Annotated in this window: 15 protein-coding genes and 1 tRNA gene; 3 read left to right on the top strand and 13 right to left on the bottom strand. The window is 62.1% G+C overall.

Features of this window, described 5'->3' with window-relative positions:
• Positions 1–24: 24 nt before the first annotated feature.
• Positions 25–1,170: a PLP-dependent aspartate aminotransferase family protein gene (locus AACH39_RS14195; RefSeq protein WP_215778441.1), complete on the bottom strand. Its 1,146-nt coding sequence runs from the start codon at positions 1,168–1,170 to the stop codon at positions 25–27.
• 211 nt (positions 1,171–1,381) lie between these two features.
• Between AACH39_RS14195 and AACH39_RS14190 the strand changes: the two genes are divergently transcribed.
• Positions 1,382–3,148: a long-chain fatty acid--CoA ligase gene (locus AACH39_RS14190; protein WP_215778443.1), complete on the top strand. Its 1,767-nt coding sequence runs from the start codon at positions 1,382–1,384 to the stop codon at positions 3,146–3,148.
• A gap of 46 nt (positions 3,149–3,194) precedes the next feature.
• Here AACH39_RS14190 and eutC read toward each other — a convergent pair whose 3' ends face one another.
• From eutC to eat, 3 genes are read right to left on the bottom strand one after another with little or no spacing between them, the layout of a single operon-like run.
• Positions 3,195–3,974: an ethanolamine ammonia-lyase subunit EutC gene (gene eutC / locus AACH39_RS14185; RefSeq protein WP_338620443.1), complete on the bottom strand. Its 780-nt coding sequence runs from the start codon at positions 3,972–3,974 to the stop codon at positions 3,195–3,197.
• Complete coding sequence (locus AACH39_RS14180; RefSeq protein WP_215778447.1) at positions 3,971–5,356, bottom strand: ethanolamine ammonia-lyase subunit EutB; 1,386 nt, start codon at positions 5,354–5,356, stop codon at positions 3,971–3,973. Before AACH39_RS14180 ends, eutC begins: the two co-directional genes overlap by 4 nt.
• 36 nt (positions 5,357–5,392) lie before the next feature.
• Positions 5,393–6,790: an ethanolamine permease gene (gene eat / locus AACH39_RS14175; RefSeq protein ID WP_215778459.1), complete on the bottom strand. Its 1,398-nt coding sequence runs from the start codon at positions 6,788–6,790 to the stop codon at positions 5,393–5,395.
• Between the two features lie 220 nt (positions 6,791–7,010).
• Here eat and AACH39_RS14170 point away from each other — a divergent pair, with 220 nt between their 5' ends.
• On the top strand, positions 7,011–7,928 hold the full coding sequence (locus AACH39_RS14170) for a helix-turn-helix domain-containing protein (protein ID WP_215778461.1): 918 nt from the start codon (positions 7,011–7,013) through the stop codon (positions 7,926–7,928).
• Between the two features lie 31 nt (positions 7,929–7,959).
• Here AACH39_RS14170 and AACH39_RS14165 read toward each other — a convergent pair whose 3' ends face one another.
• The 9 genes from AACH39_RS14165 to AACH39_RS14125 all read right to left on the bottom strand — a co-directional run bounded on the left by AACH39_RS14165 (position 7,960) and on the right by AACH39_RS14125 (position 15,959).
• On the bottom strand, positions 7,960–8,883 hold the full coding sequence (locus tag AACH39_RS14165; RefSeq protein WP_338620442.1) for a hypothetical protein: 924 nt from the start codon (positions 8,881–8,883) through the stop codon (positions 7,960–7,962).
• 236 nt (positions 8,884–9,119) lie between these two features.
• Entirely contained in the window at positions 9,120–10,211 is a 1,092-nt protein-coding gene (gene ychF / locus AACH39_RS14160) for a redox-regulated ATPase YchF (protein ID WP_215778466.1), read from the bottom strand.
• A 48-nt stretch (positions 10,212–10,259) separates the two neighbouring features.
• Positions 10,260–10,844, bottom strand: a complete 585-nt coding sequence (gene pth, locus AACH39_RS14155; protein ID WP_215778468.1) for an aminoacyl-tRNA hydrolase — start codon at positions 10,842–10,844, stop codon at positions 10,260–10,262.
• A gap of 97 nt (positions 10,845–10,941) precedes the next feature.
• Complete coding sequence (locus tag AACH39_RS14150) at positions 10,942–11,559, bottom strand: 50S ribosomal protein L25/general stress protein Ctc (protein WP_215778470.1); 618 nt, start codon at positions 11,557–11,559, stop codon at positions 10,942–10,944.
• 104 nt (positions 11,560–11,663) lie between these two features.
• Entirely contained in the window at positions 11,664–12,647 is a 984-nt protein-coding gene (locus tag AACH39_RS14145; RefSeq protein WP_215778472.1) for a ribose-phosphate pyrophosphokinase, read from the bottom strand.
• A gap of 84 nt (positions 12,648–12,731) precedes the next feature.
• A tRNA-Gln gene (locus AACH39_RS14140) sits at positions 12,732–12,806 on the bottom strand.
• A 9-nt stretch (positions 12,807–12,815) separates the two neighbouring features.
• Positions 12,816–13,655: a 4-(cytidine 5'-diphospho)-2-C-methyl-D-erythritol kinase gene (gene ispE / locus AACH39_RS14135; RefSeq protein WP_215778474.1), complete on the bottom strand. Its 840-nt coding sequence runs from the start codon at positions 13,653–13,655 to the stop codon at positions 12,816–12,818.
• 19 nt (positions 13,656–13,674) lie between these two features.
• Positions 13,675–14,217 carry a lipoprotein insertase outer membrane protein LolB gene (gene lolB / locus AACH39_RS14130; RefSeq protein ID WP_215778476.1) on the bottom strand — a complete coding sequence of 181 codons (543 nt, stop codon included), beginning with the start codon at positions 14,215–14,217 and terminating at the stop codon, positions 13,675–13,677.
• On the bottom strand, positions 14,214–15,959 hold the full coding sequence (locus AACH39_RS14125) for a tetratricopeptide repeat protein (RefSeq protein ID WP_338620441.1): 1,746 nt from the start codon (positions 15,957–15,959) through the stop codon (positions 14,214–14,216). Before AACH39_RS14125 ends, lolB begins: the two co-directional genes overlap by 4 nt.
• A gap of 81 nt (positions 15,960–16,040) precedes the next feature.
• Here AACH39_RS14125 and mutM point away from each other — a divergent pair, with 81 nt between their 5' ends.
• A complete protein-coding gene (gene mutM, locus AACH39_RS14120; RefSeq protein ID WP_215778481.1) occupies positions 16,041–16,856 on the top strand; it encodes a bifunctional DNA-formamidopyrimidine glycosylase/DNA-(apurinic or apyrimidinic site) lyase in 816 nt (271 codons plus the stop codon).
• The last annotated feature ends 35 nt before the right edge of the window (positions 16,857–16,891 follow it).

Genomic DNA, 16,891 nt, shown 5'->3' with positions numbered 1-16,891 from the left:
GAGATCATAACGCCAATGGCTGGATTATTCAGCCAGCGCCTGCGCCAGATCCGCCAGGATGTCGTCGATATCCTCGATGCCGATGGACAGACGCAACTGCCCCTCGCGCACACCAAGCTGCTGCTTGAGCTCGGCCGGCATGGCGCCGTGCGACATGCTGGCGGAGTGATTGACCAGCGACTCCACGCCCCCCAGTGATTCGGCCAGGGCAAACAACTGCAGACGCTGGGCCACCCGACCGGCCGCCTCGCGGGTGTTGTCTTTCAGGTAGATGGTAATGACGCCACCAAAGCGCTTCATCTGCCTGGCGGCCAGTGCATGGCCGGGGTGCGCCGGCAGCCCGGGGAAGAAGACCTTCTCCACCGAGGCTTGCTGGCACAGCCAGCGGGCGACCACCTCGGCATTGTCGCAATGGCGCTCCATGCGCAGGGCGAGCGTCTTGATGCCGCGCAGAGTCAGGAAGCAATCCTGCGGCCCGGGTACGCCGCCCGAGGCACTCTGGATAAACCGGATGGCCTGAAACAGCTCGCTGTCATTGACGGCCACCAGTCCGAGCAGCACGTCGGAATGGCCGGCCAGGTATTTGGTCGCCGAATGGACCACCACATCGGCGCCCTGATCCAGCGGGTTCTGCAGATAAGGTGTGGCAAAGGTGTTGTCGACGGCCACCACCACATTCTGCCGATGCGCCAGGGCACTGAGCGCCTGGATGTCGACCAGCTTGAGCAAGGGATTGCTCGGCGTTTCCAGCCACAGCAGTTTGACCGCCGGCGTCAGCGCGGCGCTCAGGGCGGCCGGATCGGACAGATCAACAAAATGCACCTTAATGCCGGCCGGCGCCAGCACCTTGGTCAACAGCCGGTAGGCGCCGCCGTACACGTCCTGCTGGGCAATCACTTCGTCTCCGGGCTTGAGCACTGCACGCATCACGGCATCGATGGCGGCCATGCCACTGGCAAAAGCCAGACCATGCGCCGCATTTTCCAGTGCAGCCAGATTGGCCTCCAGCGCCGCCCGGGTCGGCGTACCGGTACGGGCGTAGGAAAAGGGCAGCTTGCTGTCCAGCGCGGGATGGGCAAAGGCCGAGGTCTGATAAATGGGCGGCATGACGGCATGGCCATGCTCTTCACTGTCATAACCGATGTGGATCGCCTTGGTGGCAAATTTCATGATGATTTCACCTGGAGGTTGCCGGGCAGGACGGTCAGACACCGGCCAGCCCAATCATTTTGCATAATGCATTTGTGCCATGCAATTACCATGCACAACGCATCAAACAGAGGCAGGATGTTGATTTCAGGCAATTTAATCATGAAGATTTCTTTACACTGAATCACTTTCGCGTTAATGTGCGGCGTTTCCAAAATCAAGTACCGCCGGCATGACGCAAACCCGCGCTTTTGACTTTCTGCAGCAACAGCTCGACCGCTTTCCCCGCAAGGATTGCCTGTGTGGCAAGAATGGCAAATCCTGGACGGTGATGTCGACCGCAGAAACGGTGAAAACCGTGGACCTGCTCAGCCTTGGCCTGATGCACCATGGCATCGAACCGGGCGACCGTGTCGCGATCGCAGCGGAAAACTGTCTGGAGTGGGCGCTGGTTGACCTGGCCCTGCAGCAGATCGGCGCCGTGAGCGTACCGCTGTATCCTACCTGCACGCTTGATGATGCAAGATATATCCTTGCCCACGCCGAGGTCAAACTGGCTTTTGCCGGCAATACGGCCCAGCATGACAAGCTGGTCGCAGCCACCGAGCCTGCCGCCCTGCCGATCTTCGCCTTTGGCAAGGTAGCCGGCGCCCCCTCCTGGCGCCAGTTGCTGGAAGCCGGCAGGGAGGGCGACCAGGACGAACTGAGCCGCCGCCGCGATGCCATCACCGAAGACGAGATCTTCACCATCATTTACACCTCCGGAACCACCGGTCGCTCGAAGGGCGTCATGCTCTCGCACCGCAACGTGGTTTCGACCGTACGCTCATCAGCGGCACACACCGGCCTGCCACGCGGAACCTGCCGCGCCATCAGCTTCCTGCCCTTGTCGCATATCTTCGAGCGTGCCTGCGTACACTACTATCTGCACACCGGCACCGGGGTGTACTTCAGTACGGTCGAGCAACTGTCCTCGACGCTGTCCGAGGTTCGGCCGCATACCTTCAGCGCGGTCCCGCGCGTACTGGAAAAGGTCTACGAGAAGCTGGCCGGCAAGGCGCGCACGCTGAGCGGTGTCACCCGCAAGCTGTATATCTGGGCACTGCACCTGGCCGAACACTACGAACCGAATGCGCGTTACTCGCTGTTCGACAAGGCCCGCTACGCCATTGCCCGTCAGCTGGTATTCAACAAGTGGTACCAGGCCATGGGCGGCGAACTGCGCTGGATCAACGTCGGTTCCGCTGCGCTGCAACCCCGGCTGGCACGTCTGTTCTGGGCGTGCGGAGTGGTGGTCAGCGAAGGGTATGGCATGACGGAATCGGCGCCGGTGATTGCCGCCAACCCGTTCAATGCCGCGGGCGTGCGCATTGGTACCGTCGGCATCCCGATGCCGGGCGTGGAAGTGCGCTTTGCCGACGATGGCGAGATCCTGGTGCGTGGCGACAACGTCATGGAAGGCTATTACAAGGAGCCGGAACTGACCGCCGAGGTCTTGCGCGGTGGCTGGCTGCACACGGGTGACATCGGTGTCATGGAACAGGGCTATATCCGCATCACCGATCGCAAGAAAGAAATGTTCAAGACTTCCAACGGCAAGTACATCGCCCCGCAGGCGATCGAAAACAAGCTGAAGGAGTCGGCCTTCATCGATCAGGTGATGGTGGTGGGCGACGGGGAGAAATACCCCAGCGCGCTGATTGTGCCGCTGTTCGACAAGCTGCGCGAATGGTGCGCCGATCAGGGTATCTGCTATACCTCCGATCATGACATGACGCTGCATCCGAAGGTGCATGACCTGATTGACCGCGAAATCAAGCGGTTCAATCATTACTTCGGCAGCTGGGAGCATATCCGCAAGTTCACCCTGCTGGACCGTGCCTGGTGCGTTGATCAGGGCGAACTGGCGCCGACCCTCAAACTGCGCCGCAAGGTCATTACCGAGCGCTGCCGCGACATGATCGAACGCATGTACGCTCACCAGCCCGAACTGGCGTGATCAAAGCAAAACCGGCCTGATGGCCGGTTTTGCTTTTCTGCCGTCTTCAGCCGCCATCCGCGCGGACCACCAGCACATCGCTCTCGTCCTTCAGCCCGACTCCGGTCAGCGCCAGCTCCCGTGCCCTCGTCAGCATCCAGGCCAGCTTCCTGGCTGCCAGACCTACCGGCAGGCCTTCGGGACGGACATTGGACAGACAGTTGCGCTCAGCATCGAGTCGGCCGACTTGCGGCGCATACGTCAGGTAGATGCCCAGGCTGTCAGGAGAAGACAGGCCCGGCCGCTCCCCGACCAGCAGCACCACCATGCGAGCGCCGAGCGCCTGCCCCACCTCGTCCCCCAGCGCCACCCGCGCCTGGCTGGCCAACACCACAGGACCGGACCGCCAGCCGGCATCCTGCCACAACGGTCTTGCCTCGCACAGCAAGGGGACCGCATGCCGCTCGACCGCCTGCGCCGACAGACCATCGGCAATGACAAACACCAGTTCAGCCTGCGGCAAACGCTGCAATGTCTGCAGACTGTCCGCCGACAGGCGCCGACCGAGATCGGGCCGTTGCAGATAGATCCTTCTGTCACCGGCCTGACTGCAAACCGGCACCGAGGCAAAACCATGCGATGACAGCGCCTTGGCGATGGCGGCCCAGTCGGCCTCAGCATGAACCGCGTCACGGGCCTCGGCGAGGGCCAGGGTAAAGCGCAGCACTTCACGACTTGGCAGGCTGCCGCCACTGCGCCCCAGCGCAATCCGTGCCGGCGTCAAACTGCTCAGCGCCTGCCAGGGGTCCTGGCGGCTGGCCGTTGGCTGGATGGCCTTGTCGCTCATGCCAGCTCCCGGCTCATCGCCAGCAAGGGGATGCCATTGTCGGGGGGCAACAGGGAGCCATCCGCGCGCGCAATCTGCATTCGCTGCAACCAGGCCTCGAACTCGGGGGCACGCTGCAAGCCGAGCAGCTGACGCACGTAGAGCGCATCATGGAACGAGGTACTCTGATAATTGAGCATGATGTCATCAGCCCCCGGCACACCGATGATGAAATTGATCCCGGCCGTGGCGAGCAAGGTCAACAGGGTATCCATATCGTCCTGATCGGCCTCGGCGTGATTGGTGTAGCAAATGTCACAGCCCATGGGCAGTCCCATCAGCTTGCCGCAGAAGTGATCCTCCAGCCCGGCACGAATGATCTGCTTGCCGTCGTACAGATATTCCGGGCCGATGAAGCCGACCACGGTATTCACCAGCAGCGGCTGGAAATGGCGAGCAACCGCATAGGCACGGGCCTCGCAGGTCTGTTGATCGACACCATGATGTGCATTGGCCGACAGGGCACTGCCCTGCCCGGTCTCGAAATACATGACGTTATTGCCCAGCGTTCCGCGTTGCAGCGACAAGGCAGCTTCGCGCGCCTCGCCCAGCAAGGCCAGATTGACGCCGAATCCGGCATTGGCCGCCTCGGTGCCGGCGATGGACTGGAAAACCAGATCGACCGGCGCACCGCGACGGATCAGTTCCAGGGTATTGGTCACATGGGTCAGCACACAGGTCTGGGTCGGGATCTCGAAACGCGCGCGAATACCGTCCATCAGGTACAGCAGGTCGTGAATCGCGCTCAGACTGTCGCTGGCCGGATTGACGCCGATGACCGCGTCGCCGGCGCCATACATCAGTCCGTCCAGGATCGAGGCAGCGATGCCACGGGCATCATCGGTCGGATGGTTAGGCTGTAGCCGCACCGCCAGATGGCCCGGCAGGCCGAGGGTATTGCGAAAGCGTGTCACCACCCGGCACTTTTTGGCCACCAGAATCAGATCCTGGTTACGCATCAGCTTGCTGACCGCCGCTGCCATCTCCGGCGTGATCCCCGGTGCCACCCGGGCCAGCGTGTCGCCATCAGCCTGCTCGGAAAGCAGCCAGTCGCGAAAATCACCCACGGTCAGATGACGCAGCGGGGCAAAGGCGACGGCATCATGCCGGTCGATGATCAGCCGTGTGACCTCATCGGCCTCATAGGGAATCAGGGCCTGCTCGAGGAAGGTGACCAGCGGCAGATCCGCCAGCAACATGCGCGCCACAATGCGTTCCTGAGCCGTCTCAGCCGCCACGCCGGCCAGGCAGTCACCCGCGCGCAATGGCGTGGCTTTCGCCATCAAGGTTTTCAGGTCGGCAAACTGGTAGCGACGCACGCCAACGGTAGAGGTATAAGCCATGACGGTTGCGGGCGCCGTAACGCCCGCCCTGTGCAGTTAACGGGTTTCTGCCGGTGCCAGATTCCCTTCCAGCAAGGCATCCGGTGCGGCGGCGGCACGATGGTGCGAAGTCAGGCGATAGTAAACATAGCCGGCCAGCAACATCACGGCGAAAATCGCCGCCAGAAGCTGATTGTAGTACACCATGGCCAGCAGACAGCCGACGGACAGGCTGAGGGCAATCGCCGGTACCAGCGGATAGGCCGGTGCACGGAAGGGGCGCGGCAGCAGCGGTTCGCTGCGGCGCAGCTTGAACAGCGCCAGCATGGAGACGATGTACATCACGATGGCGCCAAAGACCGACAGCGTGACGATATTGGCCGTCAGCGGCTGCCCGGCAATCACAATCAGGTTGTCGCTGAAGATCGCGGCGATGCCGATCACGCCACCGGCCAGAATGGCGCGGTGCGGGGTCTTGAAACGTGGATGCACGGCGGCCAGCCAGGGCGGCAGGAAGCCGGCACGGGCCAGGGCAAAGATCTGGCGCGAGTACCCCATGATGATGCCGTGGAACGAGGCGATCAGGCCGAACAGCCCGAGCCAGACCAGCATGTGCAGCCAGCCGCTGTGGCTGCCGACGATGCGCTTCATGGCCTGAGGCAGCGGGTCGTTGATATTCGCCAGGGTGCGCCAGTCACCGACGCCGCCGGCAAACACCATGACGCCCAGCGCCAGCACCACCAGCGTCAGGATGCCGGCGATATAGGCCACCGGAATGGTGCGCTGTGGATCTTTGGCCTCCTCGGCGGCCATGGCAGCGCCCTCGATGGCCAGAAAGAACCAGATGGCAAACGGCACGGCAGCCAGCATGCCGGCCAGCGCGCCGGGATGAAACTGATCCTGTCCGGCCCAGCCCGCCTGGGTAAAGTGCGCCCAGGAAAAGCCGGGGGCCACCACGCCCATGAACACCAGCAGCTCGATAATCGCCAGCACGGTGACCAGCAGCTCGAAGGTCGCGGCAATGCTCACGCCAAGGATATTCAGTGTCATGAACACCCCGTAGCAGCCGACGGCCACCCACTTGGGGCTCAGCTCGGGGAACTGGACGTTCAGATAGGCGCCGATGGCCAGGGCAATGGCCGGCGGTGCGAAGACGAACTCGCACAAGGTCGCCAGGCCGGCGATGAAGCCCCCCAGGGGACCGAAGGCCCGCCGGGCATAGGCGAAAGGACCACCGGCATGCGGAATCGAGGTCGTCAGCTCAGTAAAGCTGAAAATGAATGCGGTATACATGATGGCCACCACCAGTGCCGCCACCATGAATCCCATCGTACCGGCGCTGGCCCAGCCATAGCTCCAGCCGAAGTACTCACCGGAAATCACCAGCCCGACGGCAATGCCCCAAAGCTGCCAGGGGCCGAGGCGCTGCGCCAGTCCTCCTTGTGCTGAACTCATCTGCTTGCTCCCATACAGGTTAATGACGCAATGAGCATAGGCATGGCCGGACGGGCAACGTTATCAGAAATCGGAAAATATGCTGCACCGCAAAAAGGCGGCATGCACCGAAATCGGTCACGGTCCGCGGAGAACCCCCGCTCTGAGCGGTCTCTCCGGGCATGGCTGCAGGCATGATGCTTGCAAGGCAGAAGCCAAACCGTGTCATTTGGGGTGAGACATGAATCGCTTTCAACAGCGTCGGCTCGATGACGTGGATGAGCAGGCCAACAGTATCAGCGCCTGGCAACAGGCCTACCTGCAACTGAGTGATGGCCCCTTCCACGGTCAGCTGGACGAAATCTGCAGCGGACAGGTGCAGTTATTTCATGAATACACCAGCCTGGCCACCTGGCAACAGTGTCAGCCCTGGCGAACGGCCATCTGGTTCGGCCTGCCCTCGGACCCCGAGGTAGTGGGACTGCACTATGCCGGGCGCCCCATGAGCGGGCAGCCTTTACTGATCTGCCCGGCAGGGCAGGATTTCGATTTGCGCACACCGGGCGACTTCGGCATTTTCGGGCTGGTGGTCGATCAGGCATGGCTGGGCGAGGTCGCGGCACGTCACGGCCTGCCCTGTCAGCTGCCGGCCGCGCCGGCAGCCCTGCCCTTGTCCGGGCAGGCCTACTGGCATCTCGGTCATCATCTGCGCCTGCTGCTGGCACAGCCACCCGACCGGCAGCACGCGCCACTGGAAATCCAGACCGAGCCCCTGCTGGTGAGCCTGTTGCGTCTGCTGGCCAGTACCAGGCTGCCCAGCCTGCCGGCGCCCACCCGCCACTGGGCCGTCATGGAGCGGGCGCGCGCGCTGATTGCCGATGAGCAGCACGGCGTCCATGACGTACAGACACTGGCGCGGCGTCTTTACCTGACACGACGCACGCTGCAGAACCTGACACAGGAAACGCTGGGCATCACGCCGCTGGCACTGATTCATGCCATCCGGCTGCAGGCGTTGCGCCGCGATCTGCGCGATCCGGCACAGGCTGCCATCCCGCTGGCGGAGCTGGCCTCCCGGCACGATTTCTGGCATGCCGGACAACTGGCTCAGAGCTATCGGCGCCACTTTGGCGAAGGGCTGCGTCCTGGCAGGCGTTGACAGGCGCGCTGCCTCAACCGCTGTCCTGTGCTCACCCCGCTGGCCTAACGTTCAGTTGCAGCGCGCCCCGTAGCGTCAGGGCCTGCTCCAGGGCGGGGCTCAACGCCGCACGCTGAAACTGCAGTTCCGGCTGAATCAGCGCCGAGCTGGTCCACATCGATTGCTCCGTGAGTTCTGCCTTTCCCCGGCCATCGTGCTTCAATTGCGCCAGCAGTCGGGAAAAGCCATCCACGGCACTTCGTTCATGTGCACCGCCCTCCGACCGCAGATAGTCATCCAGCACATGCGTCCATTGCATGCACAGCCCCAGGTCCGCCGTGTCGTCCAGTTTGCCCAGCACCTTGCCGATCACCTGTTGCAACAGATCCTTCATGAAATGCGACTGTTCCAGCAACGTGGCTTTTGCCAGCAATGCCGGATTTGGGTCAGATGCGGGTCCGGACGACGGTGCAGCCACTGCTGGGCTGGCGAATGCACGGAACACTTCTGCGGTACGATCTAACGAAGTGCGAAACACGCCCTCTCCCGTGGCAGAACGCATGACTTTGTCCGGGAAGGCATCGAACATCCGGGCACAGGCGAGACGCATGTCCGTGTTAAGCGCACACGCGTCCCACAGACGGGAAAACCGCACCTTGACCGGCGACATGGCCATGGCCAGCATCGCATTAAATATCTGCTTGCTGGCCTCCGTCGGCGTCACGCTACCGGATGGTCCGTCAATACAAATCGCGCCCGGTCTGGCGCGCGGGGCAAGCCTTGATCCAACCGGCCTCCTCTCCACGCCCGTGGACAAGTCCGCCGACTGGCGAATGCCCTCAGGGCGAGCCCGCCGGACCGGGTTCGAACGCAGGCAGACCGTCTCATCGGGCAGCGATGTCTCGCGCACAAAATCGCCGGCGGCCGCAACGGGGCGCATGGTCAGGGTATGAGAGCGATAGCGGGCGATAGCCACGTCCGGCGCAACGGCAGCGGATTGAGGGAGACCGGCAGTACTCAAAGTGGTAGAGACTGAAAGCATTTTTTCGCCTTTATCTGATTGAAAATCAGAGTGTCCACACGGCGAGCAGCAGAGGCTTTGGAATTATGGCCAGGATTTTGGCATCTGCACGATGACGTGCGGCCATGAAAGCACAGGGCCGCGGCCACACACAGCAAGGTGCGACCGCGGCCCCGGAGGACGGCGAGGGGTCAGACGTTGAACAGGAAGTGCATTACATCGCCGTCCTTGACGATGTATTCCTTGCCTTCGACGCGCATCTTGCCGGCTTCCTTGGCCTTGGCTTCACCGCCCAGTGCCACGAAGTCCTCGAAGCTGATCACCTGGGCGCGGATGAAGCCGCGCTCGAAGTCGGTGTGGATCACCCCGGCTGCCTGCGGGGCGGTGGCGCCCACGGCCACGGTCCAGGCGCGCACTTCCTTCACCCCGGCGGTGAAGTAGGTCTGCAGGCCCAGCAGCTTGTAGCCAGCACGGATCAGTCGATTCAGACCCGGCTCTTCCAGGCCCATGTCGGCGAGGAATTCGGTCTTGTCGGCATCATCCAGATCGGCAATTTCCGATTCGATGGCGGCACACAGCGCCACGACCGGAGCGCCTTCGGCATCAGCCAGCTTTTGCAATGCATCCAGGTGCGGGTTGTTGTGGAAGCCGTCTTCCGCCACGTTGGCCACATACATGGCCGGCTTGATGGTCAGCAGGCAGTAGGGCTTGAGCAGCTCGATTTCTTCCACATCCAGGCCCATGCTGCGTGCCGGCTTGCCCTGATCAAGGTGGCTGCGCAGCTTTTCCAGCAGGGCGATGGCCTTGATGGCTTCCTTGTCGCCCGACTTGGCTTTTTTGCCATCGCGCTGGATGGCTTTTTCGACGGTGGCCAGGTCCGCCAGCGCCAGCTCGGTGCCGATGGTCTCGATGTCCGAGATCGGGTCGACGCGGCCGGCAACATGCACCACGTTTTCGTCATCGAAGCAGCGAACGACGTTGACGATGGCGTCTGTTTCGCGAATGTTGGCCAGGAACTGGTTGCCCAGCCCTTCGCCGCGCGAGGCACCGGCGACCAGACCGGCGATGTCGACGAATTCGACGATGGCCGGCTGCATGCGCTGCGGATTGACGATGGCCGCCAGTTGCGCCATGCGCGTATCCGGCACTTCGACGATGCCGACGTTCGGCTCGATGGTGCAGAACGGGTAGTTGGCCGCTTCAATGCCGGCCTTGGTCAGGGCATTGAACAGGGTGGACTTGCCGACATTGGGCAGACCGACGATGCCGCACTTGAGACTCATGAGCGCTTTCCTTTCGTTGTCGGGCAGTGTACTCACTGCCCGCGAGATTCATTTGGCTGCGGTGTGCAGCGTTTTCATGGCACCGGCCATGTCACCGGCCAGGGCCTGCGGCAGGACGCGCAAGGACGCCACGATGGCCTCATCGATGGCCGTCTGCTCTTCTGCCCGCGGCTTTTTCAGCACGAAGTTGACCACTTCGTTGCGATCGCCCGGATGACCGATCCCCAGGCGCAAGCGCCAGAAGTCCTGAGTTCCCAGCTTGGCGATGATGTCGCGCAGCCCATTATGACCGCCGTGGCCACCGCCCTGCTTGAAGCGGGCACTACCTGGCGGCAGGTCGAGTTCATCATGCACCACCAGGATTTCATTGGGCAGGATTTTGTAGAATCGCGCCAGCGCCACGACGGCCTGGCCCGAGAGATTCATGAAGGTGGCCGGTTTGAGCAGCCACAGATCGCCACCACCCGGCAGGCTGGCTCGCGCCGCCTCGCCGAAGAACTTGCTCTCCGCACGGAAGGTCTGTTTGTAGTCCCAGGCCAGCTCGTCCAACAGCCAAAAGCCCGCATTGTGGCGGGTACGTTGATATTCAGGCCCGGGGTTGCCCAGACCGACAACCAGTTTGATCGCTGTCATGGTGTGTCTTCAACACGCAAACAGGGGAAAACCCCATACAGTAAAAAGCCCGCGGCGAACCGCAAGGGCACGCAGCGGGCTTTGACCGTCGCCGAAATTACTCGGCAGCAGCCTCGCCTTCACCGGCAGCAGCCGCTTCAATCACGCCGCGCGGCACAACAGCCTGGGCAACCACGGCGTTGTCGCCACGGGCCAGCAGGGTGATTTCGACGCCAGCCGGCAGCTTCAGATCGCTCAGGTGCACGGAGGCGCCTGCTTCGATGGTCGACAGGTCGACTTCGATGAAGTGCGGGATCTGGTTCGGCAGGGCACGAACGTCAACATCGTTCACCACGTGGGTGATCTTGGCGCCTTGAACCTTGACGGCCGGCGATGCATCGGCGTTCACGAAGTGCAGCGGAACACGTACGTGCATCGGGGCGTTCAGGTCAACGCGCTGGAAATCGATGTGCAGCACTTGCTGCTTGTACGGGTGCATCTGGAAGTCGCGCAGCAGCACGGATTCCTTCTGACCATCCACGACCAGGGTCAGGATGCCGCTGTGGAAATCTTCTTCCTTCAGCGCATAGAACACCGGGTTGTGTTCCAGGACGATGGATTCGGCAGCCTTGTCGCCACCGTAGATAACGCCCGGCAATTTGCCAGCATGACGCAGGCGGCGGCTCGCACCCGTACCCATCTCTTCACGCTTGGCAGCAATCAGTTCGTAAGACATTGAAATACTCCATTCAAGTTAAAGGCATTCCCCCTGCCGCGACCAGCTGGAGGAATGTTTTTCCGGTTGCCCGGAAATTCGCGGCATGCCCGCAGGCCGCCATGTTACGGCAGGCAGGCGCCCGACGAAACCAATTCTTCGTTGAAGAGATAGGAAACCGACTCTTCGTTGTTGATCCTGCGCAGCGTTTCAGCCAGCAGACCGGCAATGGAGACCACACGGATCTTCTCGCACTGCAGCGCCTGGGCGGTCAGCGGGATGGTATCGGTGATCACGACCTGGTCGATGTCCGAGTGGCTGATGCGGTCCACCGCCTGGCCCGAGAAGACCGGGTGGGTGGCATAGGCCAGCACGCGCTGGGCGCCGCGCTCTTTCAGCGCGGAAGCCGCTTTGCACAGCGTGTTGGCGGTATCGATCATGTCGTCGACGATCAGGCAGGTACGGCCGGAAACGTCACCGATGATGTTCATGACTTCCGCCACGTTGGCCTTGGGACGACGTTTGTCGATGATGGCCAGGTCGGTGTTCAGGGCCTTGGCCATGGCACGGGCACGGACCACACCGCCGACATCCGGGCTGACCACGATCAGGTCTTCGATGCGCTGGGCGCGCATGTCCTTCAGCAGCACCGGGGTGGCATAGACGTTGTCCACCGGCATGTCGAAGAAACCCTGGATCTGGTCGGCATGCAGGTCAACGGTCAGCACGCGGTCGATGCCGGCAGAGGTCAGCATGTTGGCCACCAGCTTGGCCGAGATCGGTACGCGGGCCGAACGCGGGCGACGGTCCTGGCGGGCATAGCCGAAATAGGGGATGGCGGCGGTGATGCGACCGGCAGAGGCCCGGCGCAGCGCATCGGCCATCGCCAGGATTTCCATCAGATTGTCATTGGTGGGGGCACAGGTGGACTGCAGGATGAACACATCTCGACCGCGGACATTTTCCAGCAACTCGAGGGCAACCTCCCCGTCGCTGAAGCGGCCGACATCCGCTCTGCCGAGCGAGATATCGAGGTGCTTTACCACATTTTGTGCGAGTTCCGGATTTGCCGTACCGGTGAAAACCATCAAACTGTCGTATGCCGCCATGTCGTCGCCCCAACTGGAATAAAGAAAAAGCGTGTAAGGAAACTTACACGCTTTTATTCTGGTTCTCTAGCATAGAGAAAACTGTGGCTGGGGAGGTAGGGATCGAACCTACGAATGCCGGAATCAAAATCCGGTGCCTTACCACTTGGCGACTCCCCAGTAATCTGCTCAGACCGTGTCGTACAGCGGGTGGTGATCCAACCCCTTGGCCACAAAGCCGTTGTACTTTTCTGACACTAGCCGAAAAATTCTTGCTGCCTCGTTTTCGCTGCCACACTCTAGGAAAACACAACTTCCCGAGCCTGTCATCAACGGCGAACCGAATTTTCCTAGTTCGTCCAGCGCATTTTTTACCGCCGGATACAGCTTGATTACAACGCCTTGCAGATCGTTTCCTGCTTGCTGCGTCGTTTCGAGGATTGGCATTATGCTTGGCTTGGAATCCCTTGTCAACAGGGGCGATGAAAAAATTTCAGCGGTCGGCACATGCACACCAGGATGCAGGACGACATACCATTTTTCCGGCAGGCTGAGCGCGGTGAGTTCTTCACCCACGCCACGCGCAAAAGCGTTCTGTCCGAAAATAAAGACAGGCACATCAGCACCGAGTGACAACCCGATTTCCATCAGTCGCTCGCGAGACAGACCGGTTTCCCACAAACGATTCAGCACCATCAGCACCGTCGCGGCATCCGAGCTGCCGCCACCCAGCCCCCCACCCATGGGGATACGCTTGCTGACGCGCAGATCGGCCCCCGCCTGACAGCCGGTCTCCTTCTGCAGCAGGCGCGCCGCACGCACGGTCAGATCCGCTTCCGCTGCCACGCCGGGAATCGGGTCGTGCAGCACGATGCGCCCATCGTCGCGCAACGCCACCAGGACGTCATCGCCATAGTCCACAAAGCGAAAGACGGTTTCCAGCAGGTGGTAGCCGTCACTGCGGCGCCCCACCACCTTGAGCATCAGGTTGAGCTTGGCCGGAGCCGGATAAGATTGAAAGGCATTCATGGGCATGACGTACAAAAGATTATTGCCAGCGGTAGGTCACCAGCCGGATGGTCAGATCATCGCGGCTCAGGTCAACACGTTTCGGATAGGGACTGGCCGCATCAGGGTCACTCAGGAAACGGATACGCCAGCCCTGCTGCAGCAGATTGCCTTCGGCATCGTAGGCTTCGGTCTCCCCCGGCGCCGGGCGCCCGCGAATCCACCAAACAAGATTGCCCAGCGGCAGCGGCCAGCCCAGACGTGCCTGGGTCAGGCTCTCCACGTCAGGGGCCTGCCAGGTCTTGCCATCGGCCTGCAACGTCACGCCCGCGGCATCGCGCTGCAGACGCGCGACGGTGGTGCCAACCGGGGTATTGACCGACAGCTCATCACTGGCCACGCTGTGCGTCCACTCGAAATTGGCGGTGTGCCCGCGCCCGGCCATATCCACGGCCAGACGCCCGGAGACGCTGAACGGACTGTCGACCGACGACTGCTGGCCGGCGGTCGGGCGGAACAAGGCTTCCTTGCTGGCGCAGGCAGACAGCAGCGCCAGCAGGCAGAGTATCCACCAGTGCCTCATTGCTGCACCGTCAGACGCTTCATGGTCTCGTCCAGTGCCGGGTGGGTTCCAGCGGCCTGCAAGGCCTTGTTCCACAGCGCACGCGCCTCATCCTGGCGACCGAGCGACCAGAGCACCTCGCCATAGTGGGCCGCCACCTCCTGATCAGGCAGCAGACTGTAAGCACGGGACAGATACTGCAGTGACTCTTCGCTGCGCCCCAGCTTGAACAGTACCCAGCCCATGCTGTCGATGATCATGGCGTTGTTGGGCTCGATACGCAGCGCACGGTTGATCAGACCATAAGCCTCCTGGTAACGGTTGGTGCGCGTTGTCAGGATATAGCCCAGGGCATTGAGGGCCTGCTGGTTTTCCGGCTGCAGTTTCAACACCTGGCGCAGATCGCGCTCGGCGGCGGCCGTATCCTGACGGGCATCCGAGATCAGCGCCCGCTCATACAGCAGGTCAGGCCGCTTACCACTCTGTTTCAAGGCATCGCTGAGCATGGCATAGGCAAGATCGTAGCGCTTGGCCTCACGGGCAATCTCGGCGCTGGCCAGCGTCAGTTGCAGCCGTTCCTCCGCCGAACTGCCCAGCCGCCCCAGTCGGGCGATGGCCTGGTCGGTCTGGCCGGCCTGGGCCTCCAGATAAGCCTGCCTGACCTGGGCCGCCATGTACTGACTGCCCTTCGGGACTTGCAGATACCAGCGCGAAGCGGCCGCATTATCCCCCTGGGCTTCAGCGATCTGCCCGAGCGAATAGGTCAGAAAGCCGGTATCCGGATAGTGCTCTGCCAACGCGGCCTCCAGATCGCGCCGGGCAGCCGGCAGGTCATTCAGCTCGAAAGCAAGCAGACCGGTCGCATACAGCAGCTCCGGCTGGCGCGGGTATTGCGGCAACAATCGCTCGAAAGCCGCCCGGGCCTCGACAAACTGCTTCTGCGACACCAGCAGGCGCGGATAGGCCATTTTCATTTCGAAGGAGGCCTCCGGGCGACGGGCCAGTTCCTTCTTCAGCAGGGCCAGGGCCGCGAGAGGCTGATCCTTGCGCAGCCGGTCGGCCAGCCAGGCGACGGGCAAATCCCATTTGGGCGCCAGCGTCGCAAGCCGATCCAGCTCCTGATCAACGACCTCTGTCTTGCCGCTGTCTGCCGCCGCAGTCAGCAGGGCAAACCGTGCTTCGGGCAGGTCGGGATAGTTCTTGGCCAGCGTATCGACCATGGCATAAGCCGCTGCCTTGTCTTTCTGCCCCGGCACCATACGTACCAATTGCTGGAAAACCGGCGAAGCCATGTCCGGCTGCCTGGCCAGCAACTCGTCGATCAGCCGCTGAGACTCAGTCAGCTTGCCGGTACGCAGGGTCACCACGATCAGTTGCTCCCGCGCACGCAGCGAGTCCGGATCTATCTGCAACCACAGTTGCAGGGCTTCGCTGGCGGTATCCATATTGCCGGCCACCAGGGCAAATTGCGCCGCCCGCTCTGCCAGACGCGGATCCCGGGTCTGTTTCGCCAGTGTCAGTTCAGTCACGGAGGCAGAGGCTACGGCGCCGCGCTGGGCGGCAATTTCACTGGCCAGGACACCAAACAGCAACTCGGGGCTCAGGTCCATTTTCGGATAACGCGCCACCTCGCTGTCCGGGACACCGGCAGATGCCGATGCCGCGGAGCGGGCCATGGGCGCGGGCGCGGGGGGCTGGTTGACGGCACAAGCCGTCAACGAAGAAAGCAGAATCAGCAACAGGGGGCGTTTTAGCGATTTCATCAGCATGGAATCATTTTCTGGCGAATGGGTAGAATAACATGCGTAACGACCAACATTTCATTTTCTGGGGCCACTTCAGCCATGCCCGAATTACCGGAAGTCGAGACCACCCGCCGCGGCGTCGAGCCCTGGCTGCTAGACCGAACCATCCACGATGTCGTGGTAAGGGAAGACCGCCTGCGCTGGCGGGTGCCACCACATCTTGCCGAGACCCTGCGCGGCCTGCGTGTGCGTGCCGTCGAGCGACGGGCAAAATACCTGTTGCTGCACTTTGATACCGGCTGCCTGCTGATCCACCTGGGCATGTCCGGCAGTCTGCGCATCGTCGACCCCGATGCGCCACCCGGCAAGCATGACCATCTGGACTTCATTCTCGATGAGCGCCTGATGCGCTACCGCGACCCTCGCCGCTTCGGGGCCGTGTTGTGGCATGTCGGCCCGCTCGAATTCCACCCGCTGCTCAGGGATCTGGGGCCGGAGCCACTCGGTGACGGCTTTGACGGTGCCGCCCTGTTTGCTGCCACCCGCGGCAAACGCACGGCCATCAAACTGATGTTGATGAACAATCACGTGGTGGTCGGTGTGGGCAACATCTACGCCAACGAGGCCCTGTTCAGCGCAGGTATCCATCCCGCCCGCCAGGCCGGTGGCCTGTCGCGTGCCGAATGCGACAGCCTGGCCGCCATCATCAAGCAGACGCTGGCGCGCGCCATTCAGGCCGGCGGCAGCACCCTGCGCGATTTTGTCAGTGCCGAAGGCAAGCCGGGGTATTTTCAGCAGACCTACCAGGTTTATGATCGGGCCGGTCTGCCCTGCCCGCACTGCGCAACACCCATTTGCCATATCCGGCAAGGGCAAAGAAGTTCGTACTATTGCCCACAATGCCAACCATGCTAGAGTGGCGCATCATTTGCCGAACCAACTGATCGTAC

It is taken from the genome of Paludibacterium flexuosum, from assembly GCF_037076605.1.
In the GTDB taxonomy this organism is placed as follows: domain Bacteria; phylum Pseudomonadota; class Gammaproteobacteria; order Burkholderiales; family Chromobacteriaceae; genus Paludibacterium.
This window is presented reverse-complemented; position numbering and strand designations above follow the sequence as displayed.